At 71.6% G+C, this 12,197-nt stretch carries 13 protein-coding genes and 1 pseudogene; 6 read left to right on the plus strand and 8 right to left on the minus strand.

What is annotated here, in order from left to right:
- The 5 genes and pseudogenes from AB0I49_RS00005 to recX all read left to right on the plus strand — a co-directional run.
- Window positions 1–365: pseudogene (locus AB0I49_RS00005) on the plus strand (ABC transporter ATP-binding protein); the annotation flags it as partial.
- 213 nt (window positions 366–578) lie between these two features.
- Complete coding sequence (locus AB0I49_RS00010) at window positions 579–773, plus strand: DUF3046 domain-containing protein (protein WP_363224402.1); 195 nt, start codon at window positions 579–581, stop codon at window positions 771–773.
- Window positions 774–823: 50 nt separating this feature from the next.
- The gene (locus AB0I49_RS00015; RefSeq protein WP_363224404.1) at window positions 824–2,038 is read left to right on the plus strand and encodes an AI-2E family transporter; all 1,215 of its coding nucleotides are present in this window, start codon (window positions 824–826) and stop codon (window positions 2,036–2,038) included.
- A gap of 218 nt (window positions 2,039–2,256) precedes the next feature.
- Complete coding sequence (gene recA, locus AB0I49_RS00020; RefSeq protein WP_363224406.1) at window positions 2,257–3,384, plus strand: recombinase RecA; 1,128 nt, start codon at window positions 2,257–2,259, stop codon at window positions 3,382–3,384.
- A gap of 3 nt (window positions 3,385–3,387) precedes the next feature.
- Entirely contained in the window at window positions 3,388–4,155 is a 768-nt protein-coding gene (gene recX / locus AB0I49_RS00025; protein WP_363224408.1) for a recombination regulator RecX, read from the plus strand.
- Between the two features lie 271 nt (window positions 4,156–4,426).
- Here the strand turns inward: recX and AB0I49_RS00030 are convergent, their stop codons facing one another.
- From AB0I49_RS00030 to AB0I49_RS00065, 8 genes are all read right to left on the minus strand, one after another.
- Window positions 4,427–4,840 (minus strand): rhodanese-like domain-containing protein, encoded by a 414-nt coding sequence (locus AB0I49_RS00030; RefSeq protein ID WP_363224410.1) that lies wholly within the window; start codon window positions 4,838–4,840, stop codon window positions 4,427–4,429.
- Window positions 4,837–5,388 (minus strand): cysteine dioxygenase, encoded by a 552-nt coding sequence (locus AB0I49_RS00035; protein WP_363224412.1) that lies wholly within the window; start codon window positions 5,386–5,388, stop codon window positions 4,837–4,839. The genes AB0I49_RS00030 and AB0I49_RS00035 overlap by 4 nt, the downstream gene beginning before the upstream one ends.
- A gap of 69 nt (window positions 5,389–5,457) precedes the next feature.
- Window positions 5,458–5,544 (minus strand): putative leader peptide, encoded by an 87-nt coding sequence (locus AB0I49_RS00040; protein WP_342668371.1) that lies wholly within the window; start codon window positions 5,542–5,544, stop codon window positions 5,458–5,460.
- A gap of 32 nt (window positions 5,545–5,576) precedes the next feature.
- Window positions 5,577–7,259 (minus strand): FAD-dependent monooxygenase, encoded by a 1,683-nt coding sequence (locus AB0I49_RS00045; RefSeq protein WP_363224413.1) that lies wholly within the window; start codon window positions 7,257–7,259, stop codon window positions 5,577–5,579.
- 246 nt (window positions 7,260–7,505) lie between these two features.
- Window positions 7,506–8,429 carry an amino acid ABC transporter permease gene (locus AB0I49_RS00050; RefSeq protein ID WP_363224414.1) on the minus strand — a complete coding sequence of 308 codons (924 nt, stop codon included), beginning with the start codon at window positions 8,427–8,429 and terminating at the stop codon, window positions 7,506–7,508.
- Window positions 8,426–9,076 (minus strand): amino acid ABC transporter permease, encoded by a 651-nt coding sequence (locus AB0I49_RS00055; RefSeq protein ID WP_363224415.1) that lies wholly within the window; start codon window positions 9,074–9,076, stop codon window positions 8,426–8,428. Before AB0I49_RS00055 ends, AB0I49_RS00050 begins: the two co-directional genes overlap by 4 nt.
- A gap of 110 nt (window positions 9,077–9,186) precedes the next feature.
- Complete coding sequence (locus AB0I49_RS00060) at window positions 9,187–10,107, minus strand: glutamate ABC transporter substrate-binding protein (protein ID WP_363224416.1); 921 nt, start codon at window positions 10,105–10,107, stop codon at window positions 9,187–9,189.
- Window positions 10,108–10,309: 202 nt separating this feature from the next.
- Entirely contained in the window at window positions 10,310–11,095 is a 786-nt protein-coding gene (locus AB0I49_RS00065; RefSeq protein WP_363131115.1) for an amino acid ABC transporter ATP-binding protein, read from the minus strand.
- Between the two features lie 389 nt (window positions 11,096–11,484).
- Here AB0I49_RS00065 and AB0I49_RS00070 point away from each other — a divergent pair, with 389 nt between their 5' ends.
- Window positions 11,485–12,192, plus strand: coding sequence for a response regulator transcription factor (locus AB0I49_RS00070; RefSeq protein WP_363224417.1), 708 nt, complete (start codon window positions 11,485–11,487; stop codon window positions 12,190–12,192).
- Window positions 12,193–12,197 lie beyond the last annotated feature (5 nt).

Raw genomic sequence — 12,197 nt, forward strand, 5'->3', positions numbered from 1 at the left:
GGTATCAGGAGATCGTGGACTTCTCGGGGATCAATGAGAAGGGGGATTTCATCTCGTTGCCGATGCGGACGTATTCGTCGGGGATGGCGGCGCGGTTGCGGTTCGCGATCGCGGCGGCGAAGGATCATGATGTGCTGATGATCGATGAGGCGCTGGCGACGGGGGACCGGGCGTTTCAGAAGCGGTCGGAGGCGCGGATCCGGGAGCTGCGCAAGGAGGCGGGGACGGTGTTCCTGGTCAGTCACAACAACAAGTCGATCCGGGACACCTGTGACCGGGTGCTGTGGCTGGAGCGTGGTGAGCTGCTGATGGACGGTCCGACGGACGAGGTCATCAAGGCGTACGAGAAGGAAACCAACCGCTGACCTCACGGTCGGCCTCCGGCGGTGGTGTCATGGCGTCGTGGCCGGGGGCGACGCCGATGCCGGCGGCGTGAACGGAAGCGGGTGCGGGGGCCCGTACAAGGCACGGCGCGGCACGGACCCGTACAAGGGACGCCGACCGGGAACGGGCGCGGCGAACGTACGGTGTCGTGAACGGCGGACGACAGCGGGGCGGAGCGGCATGGAGTACGACGGATGCGGTTGACGATCTTCTGGCAGCGGATGGCGGATCACTTCGGTGAGGCGTACGCCGACTCCTTCGCGCGCGATCACGTGATGGCGGAGCTCGGCGGGCGGACCGTGCACGAGGCGCTCGCCGCGGGCTGGAGCGCCAAGGACGTGTGGCGCGCGGTGTGCGTCTCCATGGATGTGCCCCACGACAAGCGCTGAGCCGCGGGGCGGCGCGGGGACACCGTGGCCCATGGGCCAGACTGACCCCCGTGGCCCCGACAGATGAGACCGCTCAGGATGACCGCCGGCCGCCCGCGTCCGGTCCCCGCATGCCTCGTTGGCTGCCGCGCGCCATGGCGCTCGCGCTGGTCCTCTTCGCCTGCTTCCAGCTCGCGAGCTGGGCCTTCCACCAGCTCATCGGGTTGCTGCTGAACATCCTGATCGCGTTCTTCCTCGCGCTCGCGGTCGAGCCGGCGGTGGACCGGATGGCCGCGCGCGGCATGCGCCGCGGCCTCGCCACCGGCCTGGTCTTCCTTGGGGTCGTCATCGTCTCCGCCGGCTTCTTCGCGCTGCTCGGCTCGATGCTCGCCGACCAGATCTCCAACATGGTCGACGACTTCCCCTCCTACCTCGACTCGGTGATCAGCTGGGTCAACAAGACCTTCAACACCAGCCTGAACCGGGTCCAGGTCCAGGACAGCCTGCTGCACTCGGACTGGCTGCAGAAGTACGTGCAGAACAGCGCGAGCGGCGTGCTCGACGTCTCCGCGACCGTGCTCGGGGGCCTCTTCAGGATCCTGACGGTGCTGCTGTTCTCGTTCTACTTCGCGGCCGACGGGCCCCGGCTGCGGCGCGCGCTGTGCTCCGTGCTGCCGCCCGGCCGCCAGGCGGAGGTGCTGCGCGCCTGGGACCTCGCGGTCGCCAAGACCGGCGGCTACATCTACTCGCGCGCCCTGATGGCCGTGGTCTCCGGGATCGCCCACTACATACTGCTGGAGATCCTGGGGGTGCCGTACGCCCCGGCGCTCGGGATCTGGGTGGGGTTCGTCTCGCAGTTCATCCCGACGATCGGCACCTACCTCGCGGGCGCGCTGCCGATGCTGATCGCCTTCACGGTGGACCCCTGGTACGCGGTGTGGGTGCTCGGGTTCGTGGTGGTGTACCAGCAGTTCGAGAACTACGTGCTGCAGCCGCGCATCACCGCGAAGACCGTGGACATCCACCCGGCCGTGGCCTTCGGGTCGGTGGTCGCGGGCACCGCGCTGCTGGGGGCGGTGGGCGCGCTGATCGCGATCCCGGCGACCGCGACGCTGCAGGCGTTCCTCGGCACGTATGTGCGGCGCTACGAGATCACCGACGAGGCGCGGCTGCCCGACCGCCGGAGCCGCGGGTCGGCGGGGCGCGTGCGCCGTGCCCTGCGCCGGAACCCGCCGCCCGACGGCCGCGGCGATCCGCCGCCCGACAGCCGCGACGACGAGGGCTGAACCCGGCCGCTTCCGCCGTCCGCCCCGCGATTCCGGGTGGCGTGGTGCGCTTGACACCAAAATCGAACAGCCATTCTTATAGGGGTTCCGGCCCTGGTTACCGGGACGGTCCCGGCCGAGTTATCCACAGGGCGGCACGACGTCGGGGCCGATTGTCAGTGGCAGGCGTTAGCGTCGTGGACGTGAAGCGATCGACTCAAGCAAATCGGGTGGAACCCATGGCAGGTACCGACCGCGAGAAGGCGCTCGACGCCGCGCTCGCACAGATTGAACGGCAATTCGGCAAGGGCGCCGTGATGCGTCTCGGTGACCGGCCGAACGAGCCCATCGAGGTCATCCCCACCGGGTCGACCGCGCTCGACGTCGCGCTCGGCGTCGGCGGCCTGCCGCGCGGCCGCGTCGTGGAGGTGTACGGCCCGGAGTCCTCCGGTAAGACGACCCTCACGCTGCACGCCGTGGCCAACGCGCAGAAGGCCGGCGGCACGGTCGCCTTCGTCGACGCGGAGCACGCGCTCGACCCGGAGTACGCCAAGGCGCTCGGCGTCGACACGGACAACCTCATCCTCTCCCAGCCGGACACCGGCGAGCAGGCGCTGGAGATCGTGGACATGCTGGTCCGCTCCGGCGCCCTCGACCTGATCGTCATCGACTCCGTCGCCGCCCTGGTGCCGCGCGCGGAGATCGAGGGCGAGATGGGCGACTCGCACGTCGGCCTCCAGGCCCGGCTGATGAGCCAGGCGCTCCGCAAGATCACCAGCGCGCTCAACCAGTCCAAGACCACCGCGATCTTCATCAACCAGCTCCGCGAGAAGATCGGCGTGATGTTCGGCTCCCCGGAGACGACGACCGGTGGCCGGGCCCTGAAGTTCTACGCCTCGGTGCGGCTCGACATCCGCCGTATCGAGACCCTCAAGGACGGCACCGACGCGGTCGGCAACCGCACCCGCGTCAAGGTCGTCAAGAACAAGGTCTCGCCGCCCTTCAAGCAGGCCGAGTTCGACATCCTCTACGGGCAGGGCATCAGCCGCGAGGGCGGTCTGATCGACATGGGCGTCGAGCACGGCTTCGTCCGCAAGGCCGGCGCCTGGTACACGTACGAGGGCGACCAGCTCGGCCAGGGCAAGGAGAACGCCCGCAACTTCCTGCGGGACAACCCCGACCTCGCCAACGAGATCGAGAAGAAGATCAAGGAAAAGCTGGGCGTGGGCGTGAAGCCCGAGGAACTGCCGACCGAGCCCGGCGCGGACGCGGCCGGCGCGGTGGTCGGCGACGTGGCCAAGTCCGTCCCGGCCCCGGCGACGAAGGCCGGAGCCAAGGCCGCCAAGACGGCGGCGGCCAAGAGCTAGCCCATGACACGGCGAACCGACTGGCCGGACAGCCCCGGCGCGGACGATCAGCCGGGCGACTGGGAGGGGGAGCGGGGAGAGAGCCTCGGCCGGGGCCGCGGGGGCGGCAGACGCACAGGCGGCCGCGGGGGCGGCGGCCGTACGGGCGGGGGGCCGGGCAGGGGCACGGGCAGACGTGCGGGCGGCGGCACGGCACCGGGCCCCGACGCGGCGCTGGACTCCGGAGCGGAGGGCGCCGGATCGGGGGGCCGGGGGGAGGCGCCGCGCGACCCCGGTGAGCAGGCACGGGCGATATGCCTGCGGCTGCTCACCGGCTCGCCGCGCACTCGCAAGCAGCTCGCGGACGCCCTGAAAAAGCGCGACATCCCCGAGGAGGTGGCGGAGGAGGTGCTGTCCCGGTTCGAGGACGTCGGGCTGATCGACGACGCGGCGTTCGCCGAGGCGTGGGTGGAGTCCCGGCACCGCGGCCGGGGTCTCGCCCGCCGGGCCCTCGCGCGCGAGCTGCGTACCAAGGGGGTGCACACCGCGCTCATCGACGAGGCCGTCGGGCAGCTCGACGCCGAGCAGGAGGAGCGGACGGCCCGCGAGCTCGTCGAGCGGAAGCTGCGGGCGAGTCGCGGCCTGGACCGGGAGAAGCGGATCAGACGTCTCGCCGGGATGCTGGCCCGCAAGGGGTACCCGGAGGGCCTGGCCCTGCGGGTGGTGCGCAGGGCGCTGGAGGAGGAGGGGGAGGACCCGGAGCTGCTGGAGTACCACCTGCCCGACGCGTAACCGGGGGCAGCGCTCGGCATCCGAGGGGTGGGAGGCGTGGGGCCAGGGCGTTCGGCTCCGAAGCGCGGGGGCGTGCAGCGCGAGGTCATGCGGAGTTACGGGCGCGCGGTCCCGGCCGCGTAGTGCCGACCGCCCGTACCATCGCGGCTGCCCGCGCCGCACAGCCCCAGTCGGTCCGCCGGCCCGAGGCCGTACGGTCGGCGACCCGCACGGCCTCGGGTCGGCGGACCGCCCGCCTCCAGGCAGCCGAGCCGCCCCTCGGCCGGCTGCCTTACCGCTCTCCTTCCGCCTTCGCCCCTCCTTCCGCTTCCGCCTTCTCCACGGGAAGCCCCGCCTCCCGCCACGCCTGGAAGCCCCCTGCCAGGTCCGTCGCGTGGCGCAGGCCCAGTTGGCGCAGGCTGACGGCGGCGAGGCTCGACGCGTAGCCCTCGTTGCAGATGACGACCACGCGCAGGTCGTGACGGTCGGCCTCGGCCGCGCGGTGGTCGCAGGCGGGGTCGAGGCGCCATTCCAGTTCGTTGCGTTCGATGATCAGGGCGCCGGGGACGAGGCCGTCGCGGTCGCGCAGGGCCGCGTAGCGGATGTCGACGAGCAGGCCGCCGTCGTCGCGGACGGCAGCGGCCTCGTGCGGGGTGAGGCGGTTCAGCGAGGACCGCGCCTCGGCCAGCAGTTCTTCGACTGTCATGCCCACTCCTCGGCGCGCTCGATCTGTTCGAGCCGCAGCAGCGGGCCGGTGCGGCTGTAGCGCCGCATGAGCGGCAGCGGTGGGTAGTACGCGTGCACCGACACCGCGTGCCGGTCCTCGGACGCGTTGAAGACCTGGTGCACGTGGTGCGGGCCGAACGCCCGGCCGCGGCCGTCCGAGAGCCGGCGGCTGCGGTCGACGCCGTCCGCCAGTTCCAGGGTCTTCCAGCCCTCGGTGGGCAGTTGGGCCGCCAGGGACTGCTCGGTCAGCTCGCCGGCCGCCGCGGCGAACGCGCCGTGCGAGCCGCCGTGATCGTGCCAGCCGGTGCCGGTCCCCGGCGGCCAGCCGATCAGCCACGCCTCGCTGCCGCCAGGCCCCTCCAGCCGCAGCCAGGTGCGGCCCTCGGGGTCCAGCGGAAGTGAGGCCACCAGCCCGGCGTCCCCGGCGACCTGCCGTGCGAAGCCCAGGAGCTCGGCGGCGGTGGGGGCCGTCGCGGCCCCTTCCGCAACAGCTCCGGGCGCGGACGTACCTACTACAGGAAGTGACACAGAACCCGTCCTGAAAGATCGCGAAGATGCGCGACCGGTGTGTGCACGGCCGCGCGGATGAAGGCGTGATCAGCAGGACGGACGACAGACGCAGCCCGCGTAGCGGACCAGGTCCAGATGGACCCTCCGCCAGAAACGCGTGCCGCTCTCCGTCACGTTCCGGAGTGAATCACGGCCGTACGGGCAGGTCAACGGTTGGCCGTAGCCTCACTCGGCGGCGCGGCCACCGGCACCGTGACGGCCCCGCCGCGCACCGCGTCCGCGCAGGCGTACAGCTCCGCGGGGCGCACGCCGGAGAGCGCCGCCACCAGATACCCGTCCGGCCGCACCACCAGCACCGTGTGCGCCGCCGCGCCCGGATACCCCTCGGTGACCAGCAGTTCCGCCCGTACCGGCAGCGCGGCGACCGCCGCCGCCAGCCGCGGCATCAGCCCGGCGCCCAGCCAGTGCCGCCGCTCCCACACCCCGGTGCCGGGGGCGACGAGCACGACCAGCAGGTCGCGCCCGAGCCGGTCCATGAGCCAGGCCGAGGAGCCGTCCGGCGCGGTCACGGGCACATCGGCGGCGGTCGCGCCGACGGCCGTGCCGACGGTCACGGAGCCTTCCGGCGCGGGGGAGGGCACCAGGGGCGTACGGGCGTGCACCGGCGGCGCCCCCAGCGGGCCGCGCCCCAAGTGCCCGTCGGTGAGCAGCGCGTCGCGCCCCCGCCCCGAGCCCGGCACCACCGCGCGCCGCACCACCCGCCAGCCGCCGGACCCCCGCAGCCCGGGAAGGGCCTGGTCGGCGGCGCGCAGCCGGCGGCCGACGGCGGTCCGCCGCTCCGCCTGGTAGCTGTCGAGCAGCACCTCCGACGCGCCGTGATGCTGCGCCACCCCCAGCTTCCAGGAGAGGTTGTCCACGTCCCGCAGCCCCTCCTCCACCCCCTGCGTGCCGAGCGCCCCGAGCAGGTGCGCGGCGTCGCCCGCGAGGAAGGCGCGACCGGTCCGCCAGCGCCGCGCGAGCCGGTGGTGCACGGCGTGCACGCCGGTGTCCAGGAGCTCGTACGGCGGTACGTCCCCGCACCACCCCTCCAGCGAGTCCCGCACGCGAGCGATCAGGGCGTCCGGGGTGACCAGGTCGCGGCCCGGCGGCAGCAGCCAGTCCAGCCGCCACACCCCGCCGGGCAGCGGCCGGGCCGTGACCTCGCCGCCGTGCGGCGGCGAGCGGTGCAGCACGCCCTCGCCGGGCCAGGGCAGCTCGCAGCGCAGCGCCGCCACCGCGTGCCGCTCCACGGCCGTACGCCCCGGGAAGCGCACGCCGAGCAGCTTGCGGATGTTGGAGCGGGCGCCGTCGCATCCGACCAGGTAACTCCCGCGCCACCAGGTGCCGTTGTCGCCCCTGGTGCGCACGGTGACGCCGTCGGCGTCCTGCTCCAGGCTGTCGACGCGGCTGCCCTGGACGAGCTGGACCAGCGGCTGCCCGGCGAGGGCCACGCGCAGGGACCGCGTCAGGACGTGCTGCGGGATGTGCAGCGGCGAGGGGCCGGCGGGCTCCGTCCCGGCCTCGCCGTCGCCCTCCGCCGCCGTGCCGGTCGGGCCGCCCGCCTCGTCCGTGGAGGAGTCGTCGCCCTCCTCGCCGAAGGACAGCCGGTACACCACCCCCCGGCGGCGCAGCGTGCGCCACCCGCCCCAGCGCGCCCCGCCCTCCAGCGGGCACCCCAGCCGGGTCAGCTGGGCGACCGTGTCCGGCCGCAGCAGGACCGTACGGGCCGCGCGCCGCTCCTCGGCCCCCGTGCCCTCGTCGAGGACGACGACCGGCACTTCGTGGCGCGCGAGCCCGAGGGCGAGGGCGAGGCCGACCGGGCCGGCCCCGACGACGATCACCGGGTCCACGGCGCGGCTCCCTCGGCGCTGCGGAGCGCGCGGACGGCGCCGCCGAACGCACGAGCCGGATGGGGCCTACGGGCCGCATGGGCCGTATGGGAGCTGGCAGTTGAAGCCGGGGGCGCGATCACAGAACGTATGCAACCCACTGCGCGTGCTTGCGTCAAGTGACGCCAGCCTACTCGGCGGCGCGCCGGAACGAGTGCGCCCCGTCGGCCGCGCGGGGCAGCCGACGGGGCGTCATCGAATGGCGCGTCAAGGGGCCTTGGGGCCGTCCGGATCCGCCCCGGCGTCGCCGGGACCGGGCACGGCGCTGTGGCCGGGGTCGACCATGACGGTTGCGGCGGTGCCCTTGAGGGCGGGCGGGGTGCCCTTGCGGCTGCGCCGGCTGCGCCGCTCGACCCAGGTGGCGAGCGAGGACAGGGCGAGGCAGAGCAGGATGTAGATGGAACCGAAGACGATCACCATCGGAATGAAGGCGTACACGCCGTTCACCGGCGGGGTCTGCTGGGCGAAGGACTTGCCGACGAAGAGCAGCTCCTCGTAGAGGATCACGAAGCCGAGCGAGGTGTCCTTGAGGGTCACCACGAGCTGGCTGATGATCGACGGCAGCATCGAGCGGACCGCCTGGGGCACCAGGACGGTGGTCATCACCTGGGTCTTGCGGAGCCCGATGGCGTACGCGGCCTCGCCCTGGCCCTTGGGCACGGCGTTGATGCCGGACCGGAAGATCTCCGCCTGCACCGAGCCGTTGTAGAGCGTCAGACCGATGACCAGCGCCCACATGGGCTCGGTGGTGAAGACCGCCGCGAACAGCAGGAAGATCATGATCAGCAGCGGCATCGCGCGGAAGAACTCCACGATCACCGTCGCCGCCCACCGGACCGGTTTGTGGTCGGAGAGCCGCCCGACCGCCAGCACCGCGCCGAGCGCCACCGAGAGCGCCGCGGCGATCGCGAAGGTCTTGAGCGTCGTCAGCAGGCCGTCGACGATGCGCTGCTGGGTGTCGGTGTACTCGTACGCCTCCCAGAGCCCGGCCTGGAACTGCCCGGTGTCGTTGAACTTGTAGATGACGAAGGCGATCAGCCCGAGGATCGCGACCGTGGAGAGCAGGCCGTAGATCCGGTTGCGCACCCGGGATTTCGGCCCCGGCACGTCATAGAGGACGCTGGAACTCATCGGGCCACCGCCAGCCGGTTCTCCAGCAGCCGGAAGAGGCCGCTGAGCGCGAAAGTGATGATCATGTAGCTGATCGCGATCCACACGAAGATCACGTAGATGTTGTAGCCGGCGGCCGAGTTCAGCGTCTGCTGCACCGAGCCCAGCTCGGTGACGTTGAAGCCGGAGGCGATCGCCGAGTTCTTGGTCAGGGCGATCAGCAGGCTGCCGATCGGCGGCAGCGCCGTGCGCCCCGCCTGCGGCAGCACGATCTGGCCGAGCGTCTGGCCGAAGGTCATGCCGATCGACCGGGCGGCCTCGGCCTGCCCGACCGGCACCGTGTTGATGCCGGAGCGGATCGCCTCGCAGATGAAGGCGGAGGTGTAGCACCCCAGCGCCATCACGGCGAGCCAGAAGGAGTCCCACCCCTTGAGGCCCAGCGCGGGCAGGCCCAGGGTGACGACCAGGAAGAGGAGCACCAGCGGGGTGTTGCGCAGCAGCGTCACCCAGGCCGTGCCGAATATGCGCAGGGCGGGCACCGGAGAGACGCGGAACGCGGCCATGAGGGTGCCCAGCACCAGTGCGAGCAGTGAGCTGAGCGCCGTCAGCTCGACGGTTCCGAAGAACCCTTCGCGAAACATCGCGAAGTTGTCCACCAAAACGTTCAAGTCAACTCTCCGGGGATCACGTGGCGGACGCCCGCGGGCGCGGCGCGCGGCTCGGGAACCGGCGCCGCGGCCGCGGAACGATCAGGCGTCGGCCGCCGCCGCTGGGCGGATCAGTAGCGGTCGAGCTCGGGAACGGCCGGGGCGGCGGCGCCGGAGAGGCCGAGCGTCGCGTCGTACGCCTTCTTCCAGTCGCCGTTGTCCTCGTGCGCCTTGATCGCGTTGTTGACCGCGTCGCGCAGCGCCTTGTCGCCCTTCTTGAGGCCGACGCCGTAGGGCTCCTTGGAGAACGTCTTGCCGACGACCTTCAGGGCGCCCTTGTTCTGCGCGGCGTACCCCTTGAGGATCGAGTCGTCGGTCGTGACGGCGTCCACCGAGCCGTTGACCAGGTCCTGCACGCAGACCTGGTAGGTCTGCTGGGCCTTGACCTCCGCGACGCCGTACTTCGCCTCCTTGATCCGCTGGAGCGGGGTGGAGCCGGTCGCCGAGCAGACCTTCTTGCCCTTGAGGTCCTCCGGGCCCGCGATCTTGCTGTCGGACTTCACCAGCAGGTCCTGGCCGGCGATGTAGTACGGGCCGCCGAAGTCGATCTGCTTCTTGCGCTCGTCGTTGATCGTGTACGTGCCGACGTACAGGTCCACGCCGCCGCTGGCGATCTGCGTCTCGCGGGCCTCCGAGGGCACCGTCTTCCAGGTGATGTGGTCCTCGTCGAAGCCGAGGTCCGCGGCGATCATGCGGGCGATCTCGACGTCGAAGCCGGTGCGCTTCTTGGTGGTGGGGTTCTCGAAGCCGAGGCCCGGCTGGTCGGCCTTGGTGCCGATGGTGATCTTCTTGCCCTTGATCTTCGAGAAGACCGACGAACCCTTCACGTCCGCGGAGGTGTTCACCTTGTACGGCGGCAGCGCCGAGGCCGACTTGCCGCCGCTCGCCTTGTCGGAGTCGTCGTTGGGGCTGCCCGACTTGCCGCAGGCGGTCGCGGACAGCGCGAGCGCGACCACCGCGGCGGCCACGGATGCGGTCTTGCTGAGCTTCATGGTGAACATCCTTTGCGTCGGAAGAATTTGGCGTCGGGCGCGACCGGCCTCATCGATGCGGGTACGGAGCCGTCGGCGCCCGCGGTGCGAGCGGGGCGTACGGGCCGGCGCGGGCCCGGCGTGCGAGCGGGGCGTGAGCAGTGCGTGACCGGCGTGCGAGCGGTGCGCGCCCGGCGCGCCGCCGGGACACGTCGGCGCGCGGTCAGTGGTGCAGGATCTTCGACAGGAAGTCCTTCGCCCGGTCGCTGCGCGGGTTGCTGAAGAACTGGTCCGGCTGCGCCTCTTCGACGATGCGGCCGTCCGCCATGAAGACCACGCGATTCGCCGCGGAGCGCGCGAACCCCATCTCGTGGGTGACCACGATCATCGTCATGCCGTCCCGCGCGAGCTGCTGCATGACCTCCAGCACCTCATTGATCATCTCCGGGTCGAGCGCCGAGGTCGGCTCGTCGAAGAGCATCACCTTCGGGTCCATGGCGAGCGCCCGTGCGATCGCGACGCGCTGCTGCTGGCCGCCGGAGAGCTGAGCCGGGTACTTGTCCGCCTGGGCCCCCACGCCGACCCGGTCGAGCAGGGCGCGGGCCTTGTCCTCGGCGGCCTTCTTCTCCACCTTGCGGACCTTCGTCTGACCGAGCGTCACGTTCTCCAGCACGGTCTTGTGGGCGAAGAGGTTGAAGGACTGGAAGACCATGCCGACGTCCGCGCGGAGCCGGGCCAGCTCCTTGCCCTCCTGGGGCAGCGGCTTGCCGTCGATGCTGATCGCCCCGGAGTCGATGGTCTCCAGCCGGTTGATGGCCCGGCACAGGGTCGACTTGCCGGAGCCGGACGGACCGATGACCACGACGACCTCGCCGCGCTCGATGGTCAGGTCGATGTCCTGGAGTACGTGCAGCGCGCCGAAGTGCTTGTTGACGTTCTCCAGCGCGACCAGGACGTCCGCCGCGGGTGCCGTGTCTTTGGTGCCCTTGGTCACCGGTACTTCGCTCATCGGCGTTCCTCGCTCCGTCCTCCGTGGTTGAAAGGACAGTAATGACGGTCGTCGCACAGCGTCATTACATCTGAGCTGAAATTGAGCATAACGATCCGGCTGCAAAGCGACACTCCGCCGCAAGGCGGCGCACGGGCGTACCGGGTGCATAACAGAAGGCCACGGGGGCAACGAACCCCTTGACGAGTACCGCTTCCATCAGCGTGGATTCGGTGTCGGCGCACCGCGGAGCCGCCGAGCGCCATGAACGGTGCGCGACGGACGACGTGCGGCGGACGACAGGACGACGAGATGGCGGACCGCGCACGACGAACGACGAACGGTGTGCGACGGACAGTGCGCGACGGACGGTGCGCAATGATCGGAAACGAATAAGGGGGGCCGGGGCGATGCGACTGCTGCTCGTGGAGGACGACGAGCGGGTTGCCGCGGCGCTCGCCGCGGTGCTGGCCCGGCACGGCTTCGACTGCGTGCACGCCCGTAACGGCGAGGAGGCGCTGGCGGCGCTGCTGCCCGGCGCGGGCGCGCCCTTCGGCTGCGTCCTCCTCGACCTCGGCCTGCCCGACCAGGACGGCTTCGAGGTATGCGGCAAGATCCGCAAACGCACCAGCACCCCCGTCATCATGGTCACCGCGCGCGCCGACACCCGATCCAAGATCCACGGCCTGAACCTGGGGGCCGACGACTACGTGGTCAAGCCGTACGACACCGGCGAACTGCTCGCCCGTATCCACGCGGTCGGCCGCCGCACCCCGGCCGCCGGCGGCGGGGCGCGGCCGGGCCCCCGCGACGACGCCAAGCGCGCGCTGCGCGTCGGGGCCGTCACCATCGAGCTGCCCAACCGCCTGGTCAGGGTGGACGGCGCGCCCGTACCCCTGACCCGCAAGGAATTCGACCTGCTCGCGCTGCTCGCCCAGCGCCCCGGCGTCGTCTTCCGCCGCGAGCAGATCATCAGCGAGGTCTGGCGCACCAGCTGGGAGGGGACCGGCCGCACCCTGGAGGTGCACATCGCCTCCCTCCGCTCCAAACTGCGCATGCCCGCGCTGATCGAGACGGTCCGCGGCGTCGGATACAAAATCGTCGATCCGGTCGGCTGACGGCG

Source organism: Streptomyces sp. NPDC050617, from assembly GCF_040654795.1.
Classification (GTDB): domain Bacteria; phylum Actinomycetota; class Actinomycetes; order Streptomycetales; family Streptomycetaceae; genus Streptomyces.

What these genes read in the sequence shown, in the direction of transcription:
- AB0I49_RS00010 (WP_363224402.1), top strand. Translation starts at nt 579, where the DNA reads ATGCGGTTGACGATCTTCTGGCAGCGGATGGCGGATCACTTCGGTGAG.
- AB0I49_RS00065 (WP_363131115.1), bottom strand. Translation starts at nt 11,095, where the DNA reads ATGAGCGAAGTACCGGTGACCAAGGGCACCAAAGACACGGCACCCGCG.
- AB0I49_RS00060 (WP_363224416.1), bottom strand. Translation starts at nt 10,107, where the DNA reads ATGAAGCTCAGCAAGACCGCATCCGTGGCCGCCGCGGTGGTCGCGCTC.
- AB0I49_RS00030 (WP_363224410.1), bottom strand. Translation starts at nt 4,840, where the DNA reads ATGACAGTCGAAGAACTGCTGGCCGAGGCGCGGTCCTCGCTGAACCGC.
- AB0I49_RS00050 (WP_363224414.1), bottom strand. Translation starts at nt 8,429, where the DNA reads ATGAGTTCCAGCGTCCTCTATGACGTGCCGGGGCCGAAATCCCGGGTG.
- recX (WP_363224408.1), top strand. Translation starts at nt 3,388, where the DNA reads ATGACACGGCGAACCGACTGGCCGGACAGCCCCGGCGCGGACGATCAG.
- AB0I49_RS00070 (WP_363224417.1), top strand. Translation starts at nt 11,485, where the DNA reads ATGCGACTGCTGCTCGTGGAGGACGACGAGCGGGTTGCCGCGGCGCTC.
- recA (WP_363224406.1), top strand. Translation starts at nt 2,257, where the DNA reads ATGGCAGGTACCGACCGCGAGAAGGCGCTCGACGCCGCGCTCGCACAG.